At 61.2% G+C, this 23,545-nt stretch carries 23 protein-coding genes; 14 read left to right on the top strand and 9 right to left on the bottom strand.

Features of this window, described 5'->3' with window-relative positions; genetic code table 11:
• Positions 1 to 95 precede the first annotated feature (95 nt).
• The 6 genes from pilB to PRZ03_RS08425 all read left to right on the top strand — a co-directional run bounded on the left by pilB (position 96) and on the right by PRZ03_RS08425 (position 5,762).
• On the top strand, positions 96 to 1,817 hold the full coding sequence (pilB, locus tag PRZ03_RS08450) for a type IV-A pilus assembly ATPase PilB (RefSeq protein ID WP_273599892.1): 1,722 nt from the start codon (positions 96 to 98) through the stop codon (positions 1,815 to 1,817).
• A 23-nt stretch (positions 1,818 to 1,840) separates the two neighbouring features.
• Positions 1,841 to 3,055: a type II secretion system F family protein gene (locus tag PRZ03_RS08445; RefSeq protein WP_273599889.1), complete on the top strand. Its 1,215-nt coding sequence runs from the start codon at positions 1,841 to 1,843 to the stop codon at positions 3,053 to 3,055.
• Positions 3,056 to 3,062: 7 nt separating this feature from the next.
• Positions 3,063 to 3,989 carry a prepilin peptidase gene (locus PRZ03_RS08440; protein WP_273599888.1) on the top strand — a complete coding sequence of 309 codons (927 nt, stop codon included), beginning with the start codon at positions 3,063 to 3,065 and terminating at the stop codon, positions 3,987 to 3,989.
• Positions 3,986 to 4,588, top strand: a complete 603-nt coding sequence (gene coaE, locus PRZ03_RS08435; protein ID WP_273599886.1) for a dephospho-CoA kinase — start codon at positions 3,986 to 3,988, stop codon at positions 4,586 to 4,588. Before PRZ03_RS08440 ends, coaE begins: the two co-directional genes overlap by 4 nt.
• A 117-nt stretch (positions 4,589 to 4,705) precedes the next feature.
• On the top strand, positions 4,706 to 5,461 hold the full coding sequence (zapD, locus tag PRZ03_RS08430; protein ID WP_263534077.1) for a cell division protein ZapD: 756 nt from the start codon (positions 4,706 to 4,708) through the stop codon (positions 5,459 to 5,461).
• Positions 5,462 to 5,570: 109 nt separating this feature from the next.
• Positions 5,571 to 5,762 (top strand): DNA gyrase inhibitor YacG, encoded by a 192-nt coding sequence (locus PRZ03_RS08425; protein ID WP_263533758.1) that lies wholly within the window; start codon positions 5,571 to 5,573, stop codon positions 5,760 to 5,762.
• Here the strand turns inward: PRZ03_RS08425 and PRZ03_RS08420 are convergent.
• From PRZ03_RS08420 to tal, 3 genes are read right to left on the bottom strand one after another with little or no spacing between them, the layout of a single operon-like run.
• Positions 5,751 to 6,362 carry an HAD family hydrolase gene (locus tag PRZ03_RS08420; RefSeq protein WP_273599883.1) on the bottom strand — a complete coding sequence of 204 codons (612 nt, stop codon included), beginning with the start codon at positions 6,360 to 6,362 and terminating at the stop codon, positions 5,751 to 5,753. The two genes, PRZ03_RS08425 and PRZ03_RS08420, sit on opposite strands and share 12 nt — an antisense overlap.
• Positions 6,359 to 8,002, bottom strand: coding sequence for a glucose-6-phosphate isomerase (gene pgi, locus PRZ03_RS08415; RefSeq protein ID WP_273599881.1), 1,644 nt, complete (start codon positions 8,000 to 8,002; stop codon positions 6,359 to 6,361). Before pgi ends, PRZ03_RS08420 begins: the two co-directional genes overlap by 4 nt.
• A 1-nt stretch (position 8,003) precedes the next feature.
• Entirely contained in the window at positions 8,004 to 8,948 is a 945-nt protein-coding gene (gene tal, locus PRZ03_RS08410; RefSeq protein WP_273599879.1) for a transaldolase, read from the bottom strand.
• Positions 8,949 to 9,193: 245 nt separating this feature from the next.
• On the opposite strand from tal, the gene zwf reads away from it, so the two are divergent.
• The gene (zwf, locus tag PRZ03_RS08405) at positions 9,194 to 10,639 is read left to right on the top strand and encodes a glucose-6-phosphate dehydrogenase (protein ID WP_263533755.1); all 1,446 of its coding nucleotides are present in this window, start codon (positions 9,194 to 9,196) and stop codon (positions 10,637 to 10,639) included.
• Between the two features lie 2 nt (positions 10,640 to 10,641).
• Positions 10,642 to 11,499: a MurR/RpiR family transcriptional regulator gene (locus tag PRZ03_RS08400; protein ID WP_263534075.1), complete on the top strand. Its 858-nt coding sequence runs from the start codon at positions 10,642 to 10,644 to the stop codon at positions 11,497 to 11,499.
• Here PRZ03_RS08400 and PRZ03_RS08395 read toward each other — a convergent pair.
• From PRZ03_RS08395 to PRZ03_RS08370, 6 genes are all read right to left on the bottom strand, one after another.
• Positions 11,496 to 11,810 carry an STAS domain-containing protein gene (locus tag PRZ03_RS08395; protein ID WP_273599876.1) on the bottom strand — a complete coding sequence of 105 codons (315 nt, stop codon included), beginning with the start codon at positions 11,808 to 11,810 and terminating at the stop codon, positions 11,496 to 11,498. The genes PRZ03_RS08400 and PRZ03_RS08395 overlap by 4 nt on opposite strands.
• Positions 11,811 to 11,822: 12 nt before the next feature.
• Entirely contained in the window at positions 11,823 to 12,473 is a 651-nt protein-coding gene (locus PRZ03_RS08390) for an MlaC/ttg2D family ABC transporter substrate-binding protein (RefSeq protein ID WP_409993941.1), read from the bottom strand.
• Between the two features lie 73 nt (positions 12,474 to 12,546).
• Positions 12,547 to 13,323, bottom strand: a complete 777-nt coding sequence (locus PRZ03_RS08385) for an MlaA family lipoprotein (protein WP_273599874.1) — start codon at positions 13,321 to 13,323, stop codon at positions 12,547 to 12,549.
• Positions 13,320 to 13,808 carry an outer membrane lipid asymmetry maintenance protein MlaD gene (gene mlaD / locus PRZ03_RS08380; RefSeq protein ID WP_273599872.1) on the bottom strand — a complete coding sequence of 163 codons (489 nt, stop codon included), beginning with the start codon at positions 13,806 to 13,808 and terminating at the stop codon, positions 13,320 to 13,322. The genes PRZ03_RS08385 and mlaD overlap by 4 nt, the downstream gene beginning before the upstream one ends.
• Before the next feature lie 25 nt (positions 13,809 to 13,833).
• The gene (gene mlaE, locus PRZ03_RS08375) at positions 13,834 to 14,622 is read right to left on the bottom strand and encodes a lipid asymmetry maintenance ABC transporter permease subunit MlaE (protein WP_273599870.1); all 789 of its coding nucleotides are present in this window, start codon (positions 14,620 to 14,622) and stop codon (positions 13,834 to 13,836) included.
• On the bottom strand, positions 14,619 to 15,455 hold the full coding sequence (locus PRZ03_RS08370; protein ID WP_273599868.1) for an ABC transporter ATP-binding protein: 837 nt from the start codon (positions 15,453 to 15,455) through the stop codon (positions 14,619 to 14,621). Before PRZ03_RS08370 ends, mlaE begins: the two co-directional genes overlap by 4 nt.
• 295 nt (positions 15,456 to 15,750) lie before the next feature.
• On the opposite strand from PRZ03_RS08370, the gene PRZ03_RS08365 reads away from it, so the two are divergent.
• From PRZ03_RS08365 to PRZ03_RS08340, 6 genes are read left to right on the top strand one after another with little or no spacing between them, the layout of a single operon-like run.
• A complete protein-coding gene (locus PRZ03_RS08365) occupies positions 15,751 to 16,191 on the top strand; it encodes a type IV pilin protein (protein WP_263533748.1) in 441 nt (146 codons plus the stop codon).
• Positions 16,185 to 16,802: a GspH/FimT family pseudopilin gene (locus PRZ03_RS08360; RefSeq protein ID WP_273599865.1), complete on the top strand. Its 618-nt coding sequence runs from the start codon at positions 16,185 to 16,187 to the stop codon at positions 16,800 to 16,802. Before PRZ03_RS08365 ends, PRZ03_RS08360 begins: the two co-directional genes overlap by 7 nt.
• Positions 16,803 to 16,815: 13 nt before the next feature.
• Positions 16,816 to 17,322, top strand: a complete 507-nt coding sequence (gene pilV, locus PRZ03_RS08355; RefSeq protein ID WP_273599863.1) for a type IV pilus modification protein PilV — start codon at positions 16,816 to 16,818, stop codon at positions 17,320 to 17,322.
• A 9-nt stretch (positions 17,323 to 17,331) separates the two neighbouring features.
• Positions 17,332 to 18,366: a PilW family protein gene (locus PRZ03_RS08350; protein WP_273599861.1), complete on the top strand. Its 1,035-nt coding sequence runs from the start codon at positions 17,332 to 17,334 to the stop codon at positions 18,364 to 18,366.
• The gene (locus tag PRZ03_RS08345) at positions 18,360 to 19,034 is read left to right on the top strand and encodes a pilus assembly PilX family protein (RefSeq protein ID WP_273599859.1); all 675 of its coding nucleotides are present in this window, start codon (positions 18,360 to 18,362) and stop codon (positions 19,032 to 19,034) included. Before PRZ03_RS08350 ends, PRZ03_RS08345 begins: the two co-directional genes overlap by 7 nt.
• A 49-nt stretch (positions 19,035 to 19,083) precedes the next feature.
• Complete coding sequence (locus tag PRZ03_RS08340; protein ID WP_273599857.1) at positions 19,084 to 23,364, top strand: pilus assembly protein; 4,281 nt, start codon at positions 19,084 to 19,086, stop codon at positions 23,362 to 23,364.
• Positions 23,365 to 23,545 lie beyond the last annotated feature (181 nt).

The raw sequence follows: 23,545 nt of genomic DNA, 5'->3' as shown, positions 1-23,545 counted from the left end.
AATCGTGAGCTTAGACACACTTGACATGCTGCGCGCCGCTGCCTGGCGGTTTACAGTGTGAAATGCAAACATTTTTAGACTGAAGCACCTTTCCCATGGATGCCACCTTGGCCGAACCGCCCCAGTCAGCCCTCTCGGGCGTGGCACGCATGTTGGTACATGCGGGCAAGCTGGCGCCCAAGGTGGCCGAGGACTTGGCCCGCCAAGCACGCGAAAAGAAGATCAGTTTCGTCAACTCGGTGATCGCGGCCGGCGTGGTGTCTTCCAGCGACTTGGCGCACACACTGTCGACGGCGCTGGCCTTGCCGCTGCTCGATCTGAATGCGATGGATGCGCAGCGCATGCCGCACAACATCATCGACAGCAAGCTGGCCTTGCAATATCAGGTGGTGGTGCTGGGGCGGCGCGGCAGCCGGCTCTTCATCGGCGGCGCCGACCCGACCGATCAGGAAGTGGTGGAGCGGATCAAGTTCGCCACTCAGTTAGCACCTGAGTGGATCATTGTTGAGCACGATAAGCTGGCCAAGATGCTGGCCGGCTCAAGCAGCAGCGCGAGCGAGACGCTGGAGTCCATGGCCGGCGGCGACTTTGACTTCGACATCGATGAGGGCGAAGCCAGTCCAGCGCCGGAAGCCGCCGAGCTCGGCGATGTGGAAGATGCACCGGTCGTGCGCTTTCTGCAGAAGATGCTGGTCGACGCGATCAATATGCGCGCCTCGGACTTGCATTTCGAGCCCTACGAATATCACTACCGTGTGCGCTTTCGGGTCGACGGCGAGCTGCGCGAAATCACCCAACCGCCGATCGCCATCAAGGACAAGCTGGCCTCGCGCATCAAGGTGCTCTCAAGGCTGGACATTGCCGAGCGCCGGGTGCCGCAAGACGGCCGCATGAAGCTGAAGTTCGGCGCCAAATCGATCGACTTCCGCATCAGCACGCTGCCGACACTCTTTGGCGAAAAGATCGTGATCCGGATTTTGGACCCCTCATCCGCAAAGTTAGGTATTGAGGCGCTGGGCTACGAGAAGATCGAGAAGGAGCGCTTGCTCGCCTGCATTTCGCGCCCCTACGGCATGGTGTTGGTGACGGGACCTACCGGCTCCGGCAAAACGGTGTCGCTGTACACCTGCCTGAACATCCTCAATCAGCCGGGCGTCAACATCTCGACCGTCGAAGACCCGGCCGAAATCAACTTGCCCGGCATCAACCAGGTCAATGTCAACGACAAGGCGGGTTTGAGCTTTTCGGCCGCGCTGAAGTCATTTCTGCGCCAGGACCCGGACATCATCATGGTGGGCGAGATTCGTGACCTGGAGACCGCCGACATTGCCATCAAGGCCGCACAAACCGGTCATATGGTGATGTCAACGCTGCACACCAATGACGCACCGAAGACGCTGACCCGGCTCTTGAATATGGGCGTGGCACCTTTCAATATCGCCTCCAGCGTGCTGCTGATTACTGCGCAACGTTTGGTGCGCCGGCTCTGCGAAAACTGCAAGGCGCCGGCCGAATATCCGCGTGAGGCTTTGCTGAGGGCGGGCTTTCTGGAAGAAGAATTGGACGGCAGTTGGAAGCAATACCGTGCGGTCGGTTGTTCAAGTTGTAACAGCGGTTACCGGGGGCGGGTGGGACTTTACCAAGTGATGCCAATTTCTGAGCCGATTCAGCGCATCATCCTGGCCGAAGGCTCGGCCATGGATATCGCGGTGCAGGCCCGGTCCGAGGGCGTGCGCGACCTGCGCCAGTTCGGCTTGGTCAAGGTCAAGCTGGGCGTGACCACGCTGGAAGAGGTCTTGGCGGCCACCAATGAATAAATTGAATCCGGGAGTGGATGGATATGGCGACAAAACCCAAACCGGTTAACGAAGCCACTTTCGAGTGGGAAGGCAAGGACCGTAACGGCAAAATTGTGCGGGGCGAGATCCGCGCCGGCGGCGAGGCCATGGTCAGCGCCACGCTGCGCCGCCAAGGCATCTTGGTCAGCAAGGTCAAAAAACGCCGCACCAGCGGCGGCAAAGCGATCAAGCAAAAAGACATCGCCATCTTCACCCGTCAACTCGCCACCATGATGCGGGCCGGCGTGCCGCTCTTGCAGTCATTCGAGATCGTCGGGCGCGGCAGCACCAACCCGCAACTCACTCGCCTGTTGAGCGACATCCGCCAAGACGTGGAAACCGGCACCAGTTTGTCGACCGCCTTGCGCAAGCACCCGCTGTATTTCGATGCGCTGTATTGCAATTTGGTCGAAGCCGGCGAGGCGGCCGGCATCTTGGAGTCGCTGCTGGACCGCTTGGCGGTCTATCAAGAAAAAACCATGGCGCTCAAAAACAAGATCAAGTCGGCGCTGACCTACCCGATCGCCGTGTTGTCGGTGGCATTTGTGGTGGTGGCCGTGATCATGATCTTCGTGGTGCCAGCCTTCAAGGACGTTTTCAACTCATTTGGCGCCACCTTGCCCACGCCGACCTTGGTTGTTATCGCCATGTCTGAGTTTTTCGTCTCCTACTGGTGGGCGATCTTTGGCGGTCTCGGCGGCGGGCTTTATTTCTTCTTCCAGTCATGGAAGCGCTCGGTCAAGATGCAGGCCACCATGGACCGCATCTTGTTGAAAATCCCCGTGTTTGGCGATCTGCTCTACAAATCGGCGGTGGCACGCTGGACCCGCACGCTGTCCACCATGTTTGCCGCCGGCGTGCCATTGGTAGAGGCGCTGGACTCGGTCGGCGGTGCGGCCGGCAATGCCGTTTTTTCGGAAGCAACCGAGAAAATTCAACGCGACGTGTCGACCGGCACTGCCTTGACCACCTCGATGCAGGCCACGGGCATCTTCCCCAGCATGGTCTTGCAGATGGCCGCCATCGGCGAAGAGTCGGGCTCGCTCGACCATATGCTGGCCAAGTCGGCCGAGTTCTTTGAGGACGAGGTTGATGAGGCCGTCAATGCGCTGGCCAGCTTGATGGAGCCCTTCATCATCGTGATTCTGGGCACCATCATTGGCGGCATTGTGGTGGCCATGTATCTGCCTATTTTCAAACTCGGACAAGTCGTTTAATTCACTCATGCAAGACTACGAATTCCTGCTTTCGCCCTGGGTCTTGGGTCTGCTCGGCCTGTGCATAGGCAGCTTTCTCAATGTGCTGATCCACCGCACACCGCTGATTCTTGAGCGGCAGTGGCTGGCGGATGCAGCCGCCCAATTGGGCGATGCGGCTGAACTCAACCGCGCCAGCGGCCTGCCCAAGCCGGAGGCCGAAAAGCTCGCCGGCGCCGCTAACGCTTTGAGCGAACGGCTGGGCAAGCTGCCGGCATTGGGCATCGCCCTGCCCCGCTCGCGCTGCCCCAAATGCGGCCATCAACTGGCTTGGCATGAAAACTTACCCTTGCTTGGCTGGCTGCGGCTGGGTGGTAAATGCTCGGCCTGCAAGGCCCCCATCTCCGCCCGCTACCCCTTGATTGAGCTGAGCTGCGGCCTGCTCTTTGCCGCCCTGTCCTGGCGTTTTGGTGCACAGCCCAGCACACTGCTTTGGTGCGGCTTCGGTGCCACTTTATTGGCCTTGGCTGCGATCGATTGGGACACCACACTCCTACCCGACTCCCTCAATCAGCCGCTGCTTTGGGCAGGTCTGGCCGCGTCGCTGCTGGGCCTGACCATTCCTTTGGGCGATGCGCTGACAGGTGCCTTGGTCGGCTATCTGTCTTTGTGGTCGGTCTATTGGCTGTTCAAGCTGGCAACCGGCAAGGAGGGTATGGGCTATGGCGACTTCAAATTGCTGGCGGCCTTAGGTGCTTGGCTCGGCTGGCAGATGGTGCTGCCAATTGTGTTGGGCGCATCGGTGATTGGCGCCATCGTCGGCATTGGCATGAAGATGAATGCCAATCTGCGTGAAGGCCGCTATGTGCCCTTCGGCCCCTTCTTGGCCGGCGGCGGTTTTGTGGTGCTTTTTGCCGGTGCCCCACGCGTACTCGGGTGGCTCGGCTGGGCATGAAAATAGGTTTGACCGGCGGCATAGGCAGCGGCAAAAGCACGGTTGCGAATTTCTTGCGTGAGGCCGGCGCGGCCGTGATCGACACCGATGCGATAGCGCGTCAGCTCAGCGGACCGGGGGGAGCGGCCATGCCGGCCATCGCCACCGAATTTGGCCCCGCGATGCTGACTACAGAGGGCGCCCTGAACCGGGTCGCCATGCGTGATTTGGCCTTTTCAGACCCGAGCGCAAAGCAGCGCTTGGAGGCTGTTTTGCATCCGCTGATCGGCGCGCAGACTCTGGCCGAGAGCGCGGCAGCCGAGCAGACCGGCGCCCGGTTGATCATCTTTGATGTGCCTTTATTGGTCGAATCCGGCCGTTGGCGCCATCGCGTTGCGCGGGTGCTGGTGGTTGACTGTACAGAGCAGACGCAATTGGACAGGGTCGCTGCTCGCCCGGGCTGGACGCTTGCTGCGGCCGCAGCTGTGCTCGCAGCCCAAGCCAGCCGAGCCCAGCGACGCGCCAGTGCGGATGCCCTCATCTACAACGAGGGGCTGAGCCTCGGGGCCCTCAAAGCGCAAGTCCTGCACCTGGCCGACCGTTGGCACCCTGCTAAATAACCGCGAGCCAGCGTGACATTGTTGGCTAAGGCTGCCCGGCCTGTGAAACAATTAGCGGGTTAGCTGTGCAGCGTGCACGGCGCCATGACCTCAAGCTGATCGATAGGGATGACCGCCTTGGTCCTATACGAGTACCCATTCAACGAAAGCATCCGCACGATGCTGCGTCTGGAGCATCTGTTCGACCGCCTCGGTCAGCTGATGGCGCGCGAAACTCCGCTCGATCACCACTTCGCCCTGGTCACGATGTTCGAGATCATCGATGTGGCCTCGCGGGCCGATCTGAAGTCAGATCTGCTCAAGGAACTGGAGCGTCACAAAACCCAGCTCAATGGCTATCGAGGCAACCCCGGCGTTGCCGAAGGGCTGTTGGACGACGTGATCGCCCGCATCGACAAGGCCTATGCAGGCTTGAATCAACTGGTCGGCAAGGCAGGCGCCTGCCTGAGCACGAATGAATGGCTGATGAGCATTCGCAGCCGCATCAGCATTCCCGGCGGCACTTGCGAATTCGATCTGCCGGCCTACTACACCTGGCAGCAGTTCTTGCCGGTGCGCCGGCGTAACGACCTGATGCTGTGGACGCAGAGCCTGATGCCGCTTGCCGAAGCGCTGCAAGTGCTCTTGGGCCTGCTGCGTGACTCCGGCACACCGCACAAGGTGGCGGCCGTGGCCGGGCAATTCCAGCAAAGTCTGGGCGCCGGTCGGGTATTCCAGCTGCTGCGCATGCGCATTGACCCGAGCTTGGGCCTGGTGCCCGAAATCAGCGGGCACCGCCTGATGATCTCGATCCGCATGATGCGCCAGGACGAAGACGGCCGCCTCAAATCCACCCAGCAGGACGCCAGCTTCGAGCTGACGCTGTGCGCGTGACTTGGCCCACCCCCGTAGGCGCTTCGCGCCACCCCCTCAAGGGGGCGCGCCCGATGACCCGGCAAAGCCGGTTCCATGGGCGCCACTCGGCAACACAGACAACATCGCGATGACACCCGCCCCCTCACCCAAGATCGTCCGCTGCCCGACCTGCGGCGGCGACTCGATCTTTGCGCCTAGCAATCTATGGCGCCCTTTTTGCAGCGAACGCTGCCGGCAGATCGACCTCGGCGCCTGGGCCAGCGAGAGCTTCGCCGTGCCAGCCAGCCCGCCGGTGGAAGACGACTCGCTACCGCATTAAGGCGGACAAGTCCTGCCGGGCCTGCGCGGCGGTCGTGAACAGCAGGGCCTGCCAGCCCAAGGCGTGAGCCGCCTCGATATTGGCCGGATGGTCATCCAGAAACGCACAGGCTTCGGGCGCCAGGCCAAAGCGTTCCGACGCGATCTTGAAGATCTCTGTACGCGGCTTGGAATGCTTGACACGACCCGAGAAGACTCCGGCCTCGAACCACTCGCGCAGCGGGTGAGCTTGCTCCAGATGATCGGCATAGGGCTCGGGCATATTCGACAAGTAGAACAGCCGATGGCCGGCCTGCTTCAGCTCGGTGATCAGCGCGGCCGTATCTGATTGCAATTGCAGCTCATCCGGCACTGCAGCCAGGACCTGCGCGACCTCGGCCTCCGGCCATCCGGTACGCGCGGCGATCCGCTGGATGACAGTGTCTGCATCGATCAAACCCTGATCAAACGCGCCCCAGTCGCCGCCGTAGTTCTCGAAGAACTGCTCCGCCACAGTAGCGCCCTGTTCCAGGTCGGCAACCCGATGCGGCCAGACCCGCGCCAAGAAGCTGGCCGGGTGCCAGCGAAACACCACGCCACCAAAATCAAAGACGATATTCATGCCGTCAGGTGTTTCAAGAGTCCAGCGGTAGAGGCATCAAGGCCGCTGGTGTCACCGCTGCTCAGGCGCGGCAGCAAAGCTCCGCACAAGGCCTTGCCCAACTCGACGCCCCATTGATCGAAGCTGTTGATGCCCCACAGCGCACCGCTGACAAACACGCGCTGCTCGTACAGCGCAATCAAAGCACCCAGGGAACTGGGTGTTAGCCGCTCCAGCACCAGCGTCGTGCTCGGCCGGTTGCCGGGGAAACTGCGGTGGCGCGCCACGGTCGCGGCGTCCAACTCTTTGGATGCCGTCGGCGCCGATTCCTGCAGCGCCTCTTCAAAAGACTTGCCCTGCATCAGCGCCTGCGATTGCGCCAGGCAATTGGCCAAGAGCTTGCGATGCTGGTCCTGCAACAAGGTCTTCAGCTCACCCTGCACCTCGGCGCCGAAATTGGGTGTCTTGACCGCGATGAACTCGACTGGAATCACATCCGTGCCCTGATGCAGCATCTGGAAGTAGGCGTGCTGGCCGTTGGTGCCCGCCTCACCCCAGACCACCGGGCTGGTTGCATAAGGCAGGGTCTGCCCTTCAAGGTCGACACCCTTGCCATTGCTCTCCATCTCCAACTGCTGCAGATAGGCCGGCAAACGACCCAGGCCCTGGTGATAGGGCGCGACGCTGCGGCTGCTGAAGCCGTGGAAGTTGCGGTACCAGATGTCCAGCAAGCCGAGCTGCACGGGCAGGTTTTGCTCCAGCGGCGCGTGCGCGAAATGCTGATCCATCGCGTGCGCGCCGGCCAGCAGCGCGCGGAAGTTGTCGGCGCCGATGGCGATGGCGATCGGCAGGCCGATGACCGACCAGAGCGAATAGCGCCCGCCGACCCAGTCCCAAAAGCCAAAGGTCGTCGTGATGCCAAAGGCGCCGGCCGCCGCCGTATTGCTGCTGGTGGCGACGAAATGGCGCGCCACATCGGTGCCACCGGCGGCCAAAAACCAGGCCTTGGCTGCCATGGCATTGGCCAAGGTTTCTTGCGTCGTGAAGGTCTTGGAGGCGATCACGAACAGCGTCGTCTCTGGCTTCAAGTCGCGCAACACCGGCGCCAAATCATGGCCGTCGACGTTGGAGACAAAGTGCAGCTTCAATCCCTGCTGCGTGTAGGCTTGCAAGGCCCGCACCACCATCGCCGGGCCCAGGTCCGAGCCGCCGATGCCGATGTGGACGACATCGGTGAAGCCACTCTTGGCCGTATCTCGCACCGTTTCGGCAAAAGCCAGCATGCTGCTGAGCGAGGCTTGCACCTCCTCGCTGAACAAATATTCCGGGCCTGCCGGCGCACGCAGCGCCGTGTGCAGCACCGCGCGGCCCTCGGTCAGATTGATAGCCTCACCCGCCAGCATCGCATCGCGCTTGGCCTCCAAACCGCAGTCTCTGGCCAGTTGCAGCAACAAAGCCTGGGTGTCGGCGTCGATGCGGTTCTTGGACAAATCAGCGAACACCTCGGGCGCCGTCAGTGTCCAGGCGGCATAACGACCGGCGTCGGCGGCAAAGGCCTGGCGCAGGTCAAACTGCCGGCCGGCGGTCTGGAAATGCTGCTGCAGCAAACCCCAAGCGGGGCTTTGATCACAACGCGATGCGACGGGTGAAGGCAAGGACATATCAACTCACAATCATCTGATCCAGTTTGGCCGAGTCAACAGCAAACAGGCGGATGCCTTCGGCCAGCTTTTCTGTCGCCATGGCATCCTGGTTGAGGGCGAAGCGGAACGCCGCTTCATCGAAAGAAACTTTTGGCAAGTCCAGCTGCTTGGCCGCAGCGGCGTCCAGCGCCAGCGGCAAGGCGGCGTCGAGCTTTTGCAACTGGGACAGCAAATCGGGGCTGATGGTCAGCAAGTCGCAGCCGGCCAAAGCCTGGATCTGGCCGACATTGCGGAAGCTCGCACCCATCACTTCGGTCTGGATTCCATGCATTTTGTAATAGTTGAAGATCTGCGCGACCGACTTGACGCCAGGGTCATTGGCACCGGCTTGTTGCCCCTCGTCCCAAGCCGCACCGGCGCTCTTCTTGTACCAGTCGTAGATGCGGCCGACAAAAGGCGAGATCAGCTGGATACCGGCCTCACCGCAGGCAACAGCCTGGCAGAAGGAGAACAGCAGGGTCAGGTTGCAGTGAATGCCTTCCAGTTCCAATTCGCGGGCGGCTTGAATGCCTTCCCAGGTCGAGGCGATCTTGATCAGCACGCGTTCGCGCGAGATACCGGCGGCCTCGTACAGGCCGATGATGCGGCGGGCGCGTGCCAGGGTGGCGGCCTTGTCAAAGCTCAGGCGTGCGTCCACTTCGGTCGAGACGCGGCCCGGCACCACCTTCAAAATCTCCAGACCAAAGCGCACCAGCACCCGGTCCACGATCTCGTCCAGCGCCAAACCTTTGTGGGCGGCGACCGTGTCGGTCAGCAGCGGCGCATAGTCGGCAGACTGCACCGCCTTCAGGATCAAGGAGGGATTGGTGGTGGCGTCACGCGGCGCAAACTGCGCCAGCTGCAAGAAGTTGCCGGTGTCGGCCACCACGGTGGTCAGGGATTTGAGTTGGTCCAGTTGATTCATGATTGTTTGTCTTTCTGCAAAAAGGCTAGCCAGACCGTATTAGAACCGCTGTTCGCACCTCGCCAATAGGCGAGACAAGGACGCCAGTTACACGATCAAAAAAAGAAATAGCCCCATGAACACCGCCTCTAGGGACTTCGGTATTGACCTTTGCAAGAAACTCCGGCATCATAAAACTAGAAACTTAGTTACATCAAGTGCCGCCTGAAAATTCTTGGCGCGCTGCAATAGATAAGGCCTGACTCATGTCATTCGATCTCGTTTTCTTCGGCGGTACCGGCGATCTCACTTGGAGAAAGCTGATGCCGGCGCTGTTCCAGGCCTTCCGCCACGGCAAGCTGCCGGCCGGCGGCCGCATTTTGGCGGTGGCCCGTGACGAGATGAGTGACGAGCGTTACCGCGAATGGCTGAAAGAGCGCTTCCGGGAAGTCGACGGCTCCAAGCGCCCAAATGACGAAGAGTTCGAGAAGTTCGCCGCGCTGCTGCATTACCGCCGCATGGACTTGTCGCAACCCGAGCATTACCAGCGCTTGAAGGAATGGTTGGGCGAGCGCGCGGCCGACACGGTGGTGCTCTACCTAGCCACCAGCCCACATCTGTTCACCCAAATCTGCGAGCAGCTCGGCGCCGCCGGCCTGAACGAGAAGCGCGTGCGCGTGGTGCTGGAGAAGCCGCTTGGCCATGACCTCGCCAGCGCGCAAGAGATCAACCGTGTGGTGCGCTCGGTGTTTGCCGAAGAGCAGGCCTTCCGCATCGACCATTACCTGGGCAAGCCTTCGGTACAAAACCTGATGGCGCTGCGTTTCGGCAACGCCTTGTTCGAGCCGCTGTGGCGCCGCGAGAGCATCGCCAATATCCAGATCACCTTAGCCGAAGGCCTGGGCGTGGGCACGCGTGGCGCTTTCTATGACGGCACCGGCGCCTTGCGCGACATGATCCAGAACCATGCGCTGCAGCTGCTGACCATGATCGCGATGGAGCCGCCGTCGACCAATAACGCCGACGCGATCCGCGACGAAAAGCTCAAGGTGCTGCGCTCGCTCAAGCCTTTCACGGTCGAAAGCGTGGCCAGAGATGTGGTGCGCGGCCAATACCGCGCCGGCAACAACGGCGGGCAGGCCGTACCCGGCTATTTGGACGAAGCCAAAGTGCCTGCCGACAGCCAATGCGAGACCTTTGTCGCCTTGCGCACCGAGGTGCAAAACTGGCGCTGGGCCGGTGTGCCCTTTTACCTGCGTACCGGCAAGCGCCTGGCCGCGCGCGATGCGCAAATCGTCATCAATTTCCGGCCGGTGCCACACCCGATCTTCCCGGGCGCCAATCAGCCCAATCGCCTGGTCATCAAGCTGCAGCCGGAAGACGGGCTGGAGCTGCAATTGCTGGCCCACAAGGGCGGTGCGGACAACGAGGCATTGACGCCGGTGTCACTGGATCTGGACTTCGACAAGGCTTTTGCGGCCAATCGCGTCGGCGCTTACGAGCGCTTGCTCTTGGACGCCATCGCCGGCCGCCTGAACCTGTTCGTGCGCAGCGATGAGCAAGAGCAGGCCTGGCGCTGGGTCGAGCCGATTCTGGACGCCTGGAAGCAAGACAGCACCGGCCCGCGTCCGTATTCGGCCGGATCCTGGGGCCCTGCAGCGGCCAGTGCCTTAGTCGCACGAGATGGCTTTGCATGGGCGGAAGAGCAGTGAGCATATTGGAGCGAGTCAAGGCGGCATTACCCGCCCTGCCGCCGGCCGAGCAGCGTGTCGCCAAGTTATTGCTCAGCGATGCGCGCTCGTTTGCCAATCTGCCGGTCAGCGAGTTGGCCGACCGGGCGCATGTCTCCAAGCCAACGGTGGTGCGCTTTTGCCGCAGCGTCGGCTATGACGGCCTGACCGACTTCAAGCGCAAGCTGGCCGGCAGCGTCAACGAGGGCGTGCCATTTGTGCACAGGGCGGTGGACGAGGACGAAAAGCCGGCCGACCTGATCGTCAAGGTGGTCGACAACGCGGTCGCGGCCTTGCTGCATTACCGTAACGACGCCGCCAGCCATGCCTTCGAGATCGCCATCAACGCGCTGGCCGAGGCTGGCCGAAATGGGCGCCGGATCGAGTTCTACGGCGTGGGCAACTCTGGCATCGTGGCGCAGGATGCGCAGCACAAGTTCTTCCGCCTGGGCGTCAACACCGCCGCCTGCAGTGACGGCCATGTGCAGTTGATGAGCGCCACCATGTTGCAGCCGGGCGATTGCGCCGTCATCATCAGCAATTCGGGGCGCAGCCGCGACCTGCTGGACGCCGCCGAAATTGCGCGCAAAAAGGGCGCCACCATCATCATCATCACCGCCAGCGGCTCACCGCTGGCGGCTGTAGGCTTGAGCCAGGGTCAGGTCTTGCTGGCCGTCGATCACCCCGAGGATTTTGATCGTTACAGTCCGATGGTGTCGAGGCTCTTGCACCTGATCGCGATCGACATCCTGACGACCGGCGTGGCGCTGCGTCTGGGCTCTACCCTGCGGCCCATGCTGCAAGAGATCAAGAAGAACCTGCGCAGCAAGCGCTACGTTTAAGTGCCCTGCCCGGCTTCAGGCGATTCGGGCCAAAGCAGTTCGGCCACGCCATAAACACGCGCCAGCTCTTGCAGCTTGGCCGGTACATTCAGCACCCGCAACTGCACGCCAAGCTCCTTGCAAAGGCGAGCGGCGCTGAGCAAGAGCGTCAACACGACCGAGTCGAACTGCTGCAGCTCACCAGCATCAACATTGAGCTCAGCGCCGGCGCCATTGACGATTTGAGCCGCCTCGGCCCGCAGACTGGACTGCAGGCCGGCCCACAATGCGGGCGCCGCGTCGACTCGCACCGAAGCCGGGAGTTTGAGCATATCGGCCGACATTCAGACCTTGACCGCCGCGCTGGAGGCCTTTTGGTTCTTGTCGGCCAAGGTCTTGATCAAACCGTCAATGCCGTTGGCACCGATTTCCTGCGCGAAACTATTGCGGTACTGATCGGCCAACCAGATGCCCAGCACATTGACATCAAAAATCATCCAGACGCCCGAGACCTTTTCCAGGCGATAGTCGAGCTGAATCGGATCGCCCTTGCCGCGAATCTCGGTCCGCACCACCACCTCGGTGTCATCGGCTCCTGCGCGCAAAGGCTTCAGGGCGATGGTTTGATCTTTCACCTGGGTCAAGGCGCCGGCATAGGTGCGCACCAGCAAGGTCTTGAACTCATCTTGCAGGCGCTTTTGCTGCTCGGGCGTGGCCTGGCGCCAAAAGCGCCCAACTGCCGACGCCGTCATGCGCTGAAAGTTCACATGCGGCATCACCTTGCCGTCCACCAGAGCGATGATCTTTTGCAGGTCCCCGCCTTGAATCGACTTATCGGCCTTGACGGCCTCCAGGGTCTCCAAGGAAAGCTGACGTATCAGCAGATCCGGTGCACTGGCGTCGGCCGCCATCGCCGGCGCACCCAAAGTCATGGCCGACGCCAAGGCAGCGCCCAAGAACACACGTTTGGTCAAAGAGAATTTGCTAGCGTTCATCAATTCGGTTCCTTCGTTTCAACAGGCCGAAGCATCCAACGCCTCAGCCCAAGATTGGTTTCACTTGCGCTACTCAGGGGCCAGCTTGCGGATTGCTCTCCGGCTTTGTTTCGGGAACCAGGACTTCAAACTCGTCATCAGTCCCGATATTGCCGCGTCGCTGCAAGAAAGCGTCCCGGTAAAAGGTGTACTTATCCAGAGCGATGCCTTCAAGCATCTCGCTGGCGCGTAAAAAATTGGACCGTGCGTTGATGGTCTGCAGGCTGTAAATCGCCAGCTTGCTGCTGCCGTCGCGGAACAAAAAGGCCGGCGACATCTGCCAGTCAAACGGCATGGCCAAGGTGTCTCGCACCGAGGAGGGGCCAAGCAGCGGCCAGACAATATAGGCGCCGGTGCCCGTGCCCCAGCGGCCAAAAGTCTTGCCCAAATCTTCGGATTTACGCTCCAGTCCAACTTCGGTCGCAATGTCGATCAGGCCGCCAAAACCCAGGGTTGAATTGACCGCAAAGCGCATACCTTGCTCAACACTGGCCTTCAGGCGCCACTGCAGTACCAGGTTGACGGTCGTCCAAGCGTCGGCCACATTGTTGACAAAGTTATCGACCGACTGGCGAATCGGGGCAGGCACGATATTGCTGTAGACGGTCGCCACAGGCTTGAGCAAATTCTCATCCACCGATTCGTTGAAGGCGAAGACCTTGCGGTTCCACGGCTCCCAGGGATCGAGCTTTTGACCGGCGCTACCCGGGGCACTGCGCAAGCTGGCGCAGCCGCTCAAGACCAACACAAGGCAGAGCAGTAAAGCTCGCCACGGCAAGTTGTGCGCAGCCGGAAAGCCCGCAACGTTCATGGCTTGGCCTCTCCTGCGGCCGAACCCGAGTCTGCGGCCTTGTTGTACAAGAACTGACCGATCAGGTTTTCCAACACAATCGCCGATTGAGTCTGTTTGATCGCATCGCCTGGACCCAAATTCTTCTCGTCCGCCCCGGCTTCCAGGCCGATGTATTGCTCGCCGAGCAGGCCGGCGGTCAAGATCTTCGCCGAACTGTCTTTGGGGAAGGCTACTTTTTTGTTCAGACTGATCAAGACCTTGGCCTGGAACGTCTTGTCGTCAAAGGTGATCGACTCGACCCGTCCAATCACCACGCCGGCGCTTTTGACCGAGGCGCGGCTCTTCAAACCGCCAATATTGTCGAATTTGGCACTGACCTGATAGGTTTCGTCAAAGTTCAGGCTCAGCAAATTGCCGGCCTTCAGTGCCAGGAACAACAGCGCTGCGCCGCCCAAGAGCACGAAAAATCCAACCGCTGCGTCATGCCTGGAGGCTTGTTGCATGCTCAACTCCAAATTCCAACAAAAACTAAATCGAGAACATCATGGCGGTCAGCACAAAGTCGAGTGCCAACACCGCCAAGGAAGAAACCACCACGGTGCGCGTTGTCGCTTGCGCCACACCCTCGGGTGTCGGCTTGGCCGTATAGCCCTGCAAGAGCGCCACAAATGTCACCGTCACACCAAACACCAAGCTCTTGATGACGCCGTTGCCGACATCGGCCCAGACATCGACACCGCCCTGCATCTGCGACCAGAACGAGCCGTCGTCGATGCCGATCAGCACCACCGCCACCAGCCAGCCGCCAACCACGCCGATGGCGGAAAACAAAGCGGCCAACAAGGGCATGGCGATCACACCGCCCCAAAAGCGCGGCGCCAAGACCCGGGTCAGCGGGTCGACGGCCATCATCTCCATCGCCGTCAACTGCTCGCCCGCCTTCATCAAGCCGATCTCGGCCGTCAGCGAGGTGCCGGCCCGGCCCGCAAACAAGAGCGCAGCCACCACCGGCCCCAACTCCCGCACCAAGCTCAGGGCCACCAACAAGCCCACCGCCTCGGCCGAACCATAGCGCTGCAGCGTGTAATAGCCCTGCAGCGCCAGCACAAAACCGACAAACAAACCGGCCACCCCGATCAATGACACCGAGTGATTGCCGAGGAAATACACCTGATCACGCACCAAACCAAAGCGCAGCAGGCTTTGCGGCAAACGGGCCAGAATCTGAAAAAACAAACGCGTGGCCGCACCAATATCGGCCAGCTTGACTCGCAGCGCGCGGCCAATGCCCGCCAGCTTGCTTGAAATTATCGTCATGCGCGCGCACCCAGACCAAAGTCATCCATCACAGGCATGGCCGGCTGATGGAAATGCACCGGCCCTTCGGGCTCGGCACCCACGAACTGGCGCACCAATGGGTCTTCACTGCGCCGCAATTCGTCCGGCGTGCCTTGCGCCACCACCCGGCCGTTGGCGATCATGGCGACCTCATCGGCAATCGCGAAGGTTTCATGCAAATCATGCGACACGATGATGCTGGTCAGGCCTAGGGCGTCGTTCAAATCACGGATCAAACGCGCCGCCACGCCCAGCGAAATCGGGTCCAGACCTGCGAAGGGCTCGTCATACAGCACCAGATCGGGATCCAAAGCGATGGCGCGTGCCAAGGCCACCCGCCGGGCCATACCGCCGGAAATCTCGGACGGCATCAAATCCCGTGCGCCACGCAGGCCCACCGCGTTGAGTTTCATCAGCACCAGATCGCGGATCATGGCCTCGGGCAGCTTGGTGTGCTCACGCAAGGGAAATGCGACGTTCTCGAACACCGACAGATCGGTGAACAAGGCACCGAACTGGAACAAAGTGCCCATGCGGCGCCGAACGGCGTAAAGGTCGGTGAGGTTCAAGGGCGCAATGTCTAGGCCATCAAACGAGACCTGCCCTTTAATTGGGCGAATCTGCCGGCCAAGCAAGCGCAACACGGTGGTTTTGCCGCCGCCCGAGGTGCCGATCAGCGCGAGCACCTTGCCGCGAGGCACGACCAGATTGACCTGCTCCAAGATGATCCGATCACCGTAGCCACAGGTGACATCACGCAATTCAATTAATGGCACGGCGTTATCTGCCGATAGAGGGGACTTGAGTGCCATGGGGCGCGTAACCGAGGTCTGCAGCCCCGCGATGCAAAGAACTCAATCATAGGGGAAAGTACGAGTAGCTGCTTTCCAGGCCCGTCGAGGCCTTTTGCAAACCCCGCGCGAGACGCCGGTCTGCCCCGTGGCGCGGCTCGCGACGCAAGGCGCGCTTGAAACAATTTGTCGATTTCGTGAAGATTTTCACGACTGAAAACCTTGAGCCGATGAGCGCATTCATCGTGACGATGGGCGGCAAGCCAGTTGATTCGAGCCCATCCACAATTCACCCAAGCAACGGAGAACTCTCACCATGAAGCACCAAAAGCCTGCCGCCAAGACCCGTCAACGCGCCTTCACCTTGATCGAATTGATGGTCACGGTGGCAATCGTCGGTATCTTGGCCGCTGTGGCTATTCCGGCTTACTCCGACTATGTGGTGCGTGGCCGCATCCCGGACGCCACCGCCCGCTTAGCCACCTTGCAAGTGCAAATGGAGCAGTTTTACCAAGACAACCGTACCTATGTGAATGCGCCGGGCTGCACCACCGACAGCAGCACCAGCAGGTTTTTCGATTTCAGCTGCGCCAGCGCGAGCGCGACGGCGTTTTCCCTGCAAGCCGTCGGCAAGGACGCCATGTCCGGCTTCACCTTCACTGTCAACCAAACCGGCAGCAAGGCGACCAGCTCGGTGCCCTCCGGCTGGAGTACATCCACCAGTTGCTGGGTGACCAAGAAGGGCGGCATATGTTGAATATGAAGCATCAGTTTCGCGGCATGACGCTGATCGAGCTGATGGTGACCCTCACCATCGCTGCGGTCCTGATGGCTGTTGGCGCACCAGCCTTTTCGACTTGGTTGCAAAACACCCGCATCCGCACAACTGCTGAGTCCATCGTGTCGGGCCTGCAGTACGCCAAATCAGAGGCAACCACCCGCAACACGACGGTGCGCTTTCAGCTGACCAGTTCAGTGGATGCGACCTGCGTGCTGAGTCTAAATGGTACGAGCTGGGTCGTGGATCTGGCCGATGCCGGTGCCGCAAACGACTCGGTCGAGGGCAGTTGCAACTCAGCGCCGTCCGACACCGTTCAGCCCGCGATATTGCAAACACGCGCTGGCCGTGACGGCTCCGGCAACACCACCGTGACCGCAAGCGCGAGCAACGTCATCTTCAACGGCCTGGGTCGTTTGGCGCCAGCGCCAGCTGCAGCAATCACCATTAACGTCAACAACACCAACAGCGATGACGACTGTGCCGCCGGCGGCGGAAACCTGACCTGCCTGCGCGTGCTTATCTCTCCCGCCGGCCAAGTGCGGATGTGCAACCCCCGCTATCCCGTCGGCGACCCGCAAGCTTGCTGAGCAGGGGAAGAAAATGACACGCCAAACCCTTCATCAAAGTTCAGCTGCAGCCGGCTGCAGCGGCTTCATGCTGCTCGAGGTGCTGGTCGCACTGCTGATCTTCGCACTCGGTGTGCTCGGCTTGGTAGGCCTGCAAGCAAATGCGGTCAAACAATCGGGCCAAGCCAAGTACCGAGCCGACGCCACGCTGTTGGCAAACGAAATGATCGGGACCATGTGGGTCTCTAACCGCAGCTTTGCCGCGTTGACGGCTGGCTTTGGAAGCGCCGCTGGTGGCGCCCAGTACACGGCTTGGAAGGCCCGCGTGGCCGCCGCACTGCCGGGCGCCGCGACTTACCCGCCGCTGGTAACCATCGCGCAGGTCAACCCGCTGCCCGCCTTGGTCGGGGGCGGCGCCAGCGCACCTGCCGTTGGGCTGACCCCAAGCAACCGGGTCACCATTACCTTGCGCTGGAAATCACCTTCGGATCCGAGCGGCGACCCGCCCAGCAACTTGATTGTGGTCACAGAAATCAAATAGGAGTTCAAGGTGCAGGCCACATACTTACAACAGCGCCACAGGCGGTCTAAGGGCTTCAGCTTGATAGAGCTGATGGTGGGCATCGTCGTTGCGATGGCCGCCGTGATCGTCGTGATGCAAGTTTTCAAGATGTCAGAGGGTGCCCGGCGTACGACCACAGGCGGCGACGACGCCCAGACGATTGGCGCGATCGCCTTGACGGTGCTGCAGCGTGACCTGCGCCAAGCTGGCCAGGGCCTGACCAACCCCAACTTACTGAACTGCGACTTGCTGCTGCGAGCCGGTGTCACCCTCAACGGGCTGGCGCCTTTGACCATCAATCATGCCGACATCCCTGCTGGCGACGCCGGCACCGATACCCTCTTGATCGTTTACGGCAGCGGACTGGGATCGCCCGAAGGCGACCGCATCAATACCCAGGCGGGTGCGGCGATCTATTCCGTCAGCACACCATCGGCGTTTCGCGTCGGTGACCTCGTCATTGCCGCGCCAGCCGTGCGTCAAGCGCCTTGCGGGCTGCTGCTGAGCAATGTTGCTGCTGCCCCTGTGGCGCCGAATGTCACTGTCGCTTTCGGCACGGCCGGCGTTGCCAACGGCACTCTTTACAACTGGGGCACGACTCCCCGCGTCGTCGCCTATGCGGTGCGCAACGGACGTCTGACGACTTGCGATTTCCTGACCCAGAACTGCCGCCTGACCACGGCAGCCAACTGGGCTGAGGTTGCGGACGGCGTGGTCAGTTTGCGGGCCGAATATGGCCGCGACAGCACCCTTCCCCCAGATGCCGTGCTTGATGGCTATGACCAGACCACACCCACCACAGCGGCCGGCTGGAACTGCATTCTGGCCACACGCTTGGTGCTGGTGGCCCGCAATGGCCAACTCGAATCCAGTGATGTCACCGCCTCTGCACCGGCCTGGGCGGCTGGCGCCAGCGCGCCCATCGGACTCACCGGCAACTGGAAACGATACCGCTACAAGACCTTTGAAACCACGGTGCCGCTGCGCAATGTGGCTTGGCAGGGAGTACCCACGGGATGTTGAACTCAAAACTCCATGCGGCTGCTGTCGCGCCCGTGCGCCAGCAGCAGCGCGGCATCGTCCTGCTGCTGGCCATCATTGTCTTGGTCGCGATGTCACTGGCCACCATAGGTCTGATGCGTTCGGTACTGACGAGCAACCGCGTTGCCGGCAATTTGGCGTTCCAGCAGTCGGCCACGCAATCCTCAGATATGGGCGTCGAGCGGGCAGTCGCTTGGCTGGAACAAAAGTCACGCGAACAGACCATTGACCCCGCGAAGCCCACAGCGCCGCCGACGCCCGCGAACAAGTTGTTTGGGAACATCACAGCAGGCGGCGCCGAGCCCTATAGCTACCGCGCCTCCCGTGCTGACCCCGATCCGGTGACACAGCAAACTTGGGAAGCTTTCTGGAATGCCACGCTGGTCGCCAACAACTTGGTCAACACACTGCCGGTAGATGCCGCAGGCAATACCGTGTCCTTCGTCATTCACAGGCTGTGCGCTTTCGCCGGCGACCCACTGGCGAGCAATTGCGAGAGCTCGGCCACGCTGAGTTCGTCAACGCAGACCAGCAGCAAATCCAGCGGCATCAAGTTATTGGTGCCTAGCCAGACCTATTACCGCATCACGGTGCGTGTCCAAGGCCCGCGCAATGCGGTCAGCTTCGTCCAAGCCGTGGTCGCAATCTGATGCTATGTCCCCAGCAGCATGCCCGAATCAGCCCGCTCATGAGGTTCCCATGAAACTCTTCAACTCCTTGCGCTTTGGCGCCTTGCTTGCGGTTGCCCTGAGCCTAGGCTTGCCAAGCGCTCGTGCGACCGACATTTCCTCCTCGCCCTTGCTGGTCGCCTCGCCGACAAGCGTCAAAGCGAACCTGCTATTCATCCTTGATGACTCGGGCTCGATGGATTTCGACTTCATGCCCGACCACACGGCAGGCGGGCTGTGCCGATCCAAGGGCGCCGGCATCAACACCGGTGCCACCTACACCGGTGACTTCGGCAACAGCTGCTGCCAAGGCGGCAACACCTCGACCACCTGCTGGAGCGGCACCGCCCCGTTCGGCAGCAGGCGCGGCCACCCGCCCTTCCTGACCAGCAGTTTCAACGGCATGGCCTACAACCCGGCCACCGTCTATCTACCGCCGGTGGATGCCTCCGGCACCGCCCTGGCCAGCCAGACCAGTTGGACCAGTGTTCGCAACGACGCCTACCAGGTGCAGAACAGTTCCAGCATCAATCTGCTGACCCAATATCCGGACACCGAATGGTGTGTGGATGACGGCACCTTCTCCGACTGCCTGCGCAACGGCAACTATGTCTTGCCAGGCAGGGTCGATGGCAAGCTCTACACCAAGTTCAACGCCACCACGGCCAGCGGCACCGGCAAGCTGGCGACGGGCGCGCCCGATGCCGCCACGGTTGTGACCAATCAAAGTTGGGGCCCACATTACTACCGCATCCTGCCGTCCGAGTATTGCGACTCCGACAATCTGCGCAATTGCCAGTCTGGGGCGGGTGGCGCATTCACAATTCCGGCGCCGGTGCGCTGGTGCAATAGCGATACCAACGCACGCGCCATCACGCCGGCGGCGGGTAGCTGCCAAGCAGTTCGAACCGACGTCTACACGGCGGCGCGCTATCCGACCAAGTACGCGTCGGCGGGTGTCGCCAAGGTCGACGCTGTACCGGCAAATCCCGCCAAGGCCTCATTCACGTTTTCATTGTCCGGCTGCAGCAGCAGCAAGAAGGCAGGCATTGGCAGCGTCGTGGTGACCGGCGTGGACTTGCTCGGAGGCGTCGCTACCGGGACCACCAACTCGTCCGGCACTCTGGCCACATCAGTCAGAGACGGCATCAATAGCAGATCAGGCTCCACCGGCTACACAGCGGTGGTCAGCAGCAGCAAAGTGACCATTTCGGCGCCGCTGTCGGCCGGCGACTTCACCGGCTCGGTCTCGATGACGAGATCTGCGGGCTCCAACTCCTCCTGCATCATCTCCGTCTCACCTAGCCCAGTGGCATTTTCAGGTTACACCGCAGAAGTCCCGGAGGTTGCGGCGATCCCGGCTGGCTTTCCGGGGAGTTTCGAACGCGTCGACATCATTCCCTCGCGTACAACCTACCCTAAAGCGGCCAGCCGCAAAGACTGCGCCGGCGCGACATGCAGCTACGCCGAAGAGATGACCAATTTCGCCAATTGGTGGACTTACTATCACACGCGCATGCAATCGATGAAGTCCTCGGCCAGCCGCGCCTTCGCGCCGGTGACCAACAACCGGCGCGTTGGCTATATGAGCATCAACAACAACACGGGCTCCGATTTCCTCAATCTGGGCGTCTTTGAGAGCACGCAGAAAACCAACTGGTTTAGCAAACTGAACAAGGCCAAACCCAATAATTCGACGCCTCTGCGCAGCGCGCTGTCCAAGGCCGGTCGACTGTATGGCGGCAAATACAACGGCAGCAGCCTCAACGGCGTCACCACGACCGACCCGATGGAATACTCCTGCCAGAGAAACTTCACGATTCTCTCTACCGACGGCTTCTGGAATGAAAGCAGTGATCCGCTGCAGCTCGACAACAGCACCGAGATCGGCGACCAAGACAGCGCCTTGGCGCGCCCGATGCTGGACACCACCGGCACCGGCAACACCCTGGCCGATGTGGCGTCCTATTACTTCAGGACCGATCTGCGCACAGGCGCCAACAACAGCGCTGCCTGTTTGAACGGCACCACCGATGTATGCGGCAACGGCGCCGGCCCCAGTGGCGCTGACGTCGTTCAGAACATGAAGACCTTCACGCTGGGTCTTGGCGCATCGGGCTATATGCAGTTCCGCTCGACCTACCGAACCGACACCAGCGGTGACTTCTACGCGGTGCGGGAAGGTTCGCCCGCCAACCCGTCGGGTGGCGTCTGCAGCTGGCAGACCACAGGAAGCTGCACCTGGCCGAGCCCAATCAGCAACACGCTGACGACGATCGATGACCTTTGGCACGCTGCGGTCAACGGCGATGGCACCTATTTCAGCGCTTCCGACCCGACCACGCTTTTCACCGGCTTGGCCAGCGCGCTGGCGGCCATTGACGTACAGACCAAAGCGGCAGCTGCGGCCACCACCAGCAACCCGAATGTGGCGGCCGGCGACAACCAGGTTTTCGTCTCGAACTTCAGTTCGGGAGAATGGTCGGGAGAACTGCAAAGCCAGCGCCTCGACATCGAGTTCGGCACTGTTGATGGCAGCACCTACGATTGGTCCGCGCGAGACAAGCTCAATGCAAACACCAGCCGCACCATCTATATGTTCGCGGCAGGAGAGTCAAAGAAGCGCAAGCTCTTCACCTGGGGCACGCTGAGCGCCAGCGAGAAGGACTTTTTCTCAAAGAGCTATGTCAAAACAAGCGGCCGGGAACTGAGCCAGTTCTGCAGCTTTGGCCCGTATTGCCTGGCCGACACCGAGCAAACCGCCGCAGGCGGCGAGGCGCTGGTGAAGTACTTGCGCGGCGAACGCAGCAATGAAGGCGAGCTGACCGAGGTAGGCCAGCCCCTGAAGTACTTCCGTCGGCGGGCCCATCTGCTCGGTGACATCGTCAACTCCGAAGCCGTTTTTGTAGACAAGGCTTCATTCACCTACACCGACGCCGGTTACGAGACCCACAAGGCCACAGTCGATGCTCGCGCAGGCATGGTTTACGTCGGCGCCAATGACGGCATGCTGCATGCCTTCAATTCGGCTACCGGCGAGGAGGCCTGGGCCTTCATCCCGACGCTGATGCTGCCCAAGCTCTATCGGCTGGCAGACATGGAATACGCGACCAAGCACGAGTACTTCGTGGACGGCACCCCGACCGTGCAAGACGTCTATGACGGGACGCAATGGCGCACCCTCTTGGTGGGCGGTTTGGGCGCTGGCGGCCGGGGCTACTACGCACTGGACGTGACAGACCCGGCAGATCCGAAAGCATTGTGGGAGTTCACCGACGACAACCTGGGTCTGAGCATGGGCAAGCCCGAAATCGGCAAGCTCAAGGATGGCACATGGGCGGTGTTCTTCGGGTCAGGCTATAACAACACCTCCCCCGGCGACGGCAAGGGGCGGCTGTTTGTGCTCAACGCCACTACCGGCACATTGATACGCAGCATCGCCACCAGCGCCGGCGGCACCGGCGCAGCCAGCGGCATGACGCATATCCGCGCTTGGGTCGACAACGGTGACGTGGACAACACCGTGCAGCGCGTCTACGGCGGAGATGAGTTCGGCAATTTGTGGCGCTTCGACGTCAACGGCATCCTCGGCGGAGGCTATAACGCGCAACGACTCGCCACTTTGAAGAATGAAGCCGGCACGGCTCAGCCCATCACGTCACGCCCTGAACTGGGCCAAGTCGGCAGTTACGCGATGGTCTATGTGGGCACCGGCCGCTACTTGGGCGTGTCTGACCTGAGCGATGCCGAGCAGCAGTCCATCTACGCGGTCAAGGACAGACTGAGCGCCAGCGACTTTGGCGACCCCCGCCTGCCGGCCAATAAATTTGTGCAGCAAGTCATCACCGGCGGCAAGAAGTGCCCAGCCAATAGCTCGGCCTGCGTGGAAAGCACGGATGTGCGTACGGTTGAAGTGCCAAAGGTCGTCAATCTGGCCAGCGACGGCGGTTGGTATGTGGATCTGCCCTCCTCGCGCGAACGCGTCAACACCGACCCACAGTTGGCACTGGGCACCTTGGTGGTCAACTCCAACGTGATCGAAACGGGCAATGTTTGCAAGGTCGGTGGTTCGAGCTTCGCCAACTTTCTCGACTACGCCACCGGCGCGCCTGTTTCGACCGCCAATGGCGTCGTCAGTGTCCCGCTGGGTAACGCGATCGCTACGCGTCCGGCCTTGATCAAGCTGCCCAATAACAAGGTGATCAGCGTGAGCCGACTGTCGGACAATCGTACGGTCTCGACGCCCGCGCCGGTCAGTCCTTCAACCAGCGCCACCCGACGTCTGTCCTGGCGAGACCTGATTCAAAACTAAGCTGCATTGCCGCCCACCGATGCCGCCGAGCCACCACACTCATTCGAAAAGCTTGCTATGGTCCGCGGCATTGGCCTTGCTACTGCACGCAGGCTTTTTGACGATGAAATGGCAAGGGTCGGGCGGGGCGAGTGAAACACCGCGTCGTGGCTCGTTCGGCAGTCATCAAACGGCGCTGAGA

This window comes from Roseateles albus (assembly GCF_028595345.1).
Taxonomy (GTDB): domain Bacteria; phylum Pseudomonadota; class Gammaproteobacteria; order Burkholderiales; family Burkholderiaceae_C; genus Paucibacter_A; species Paucibacter_A albus.
This window is presented reverse-complemented; position numbering and strand designations above follow the sequence as displayed.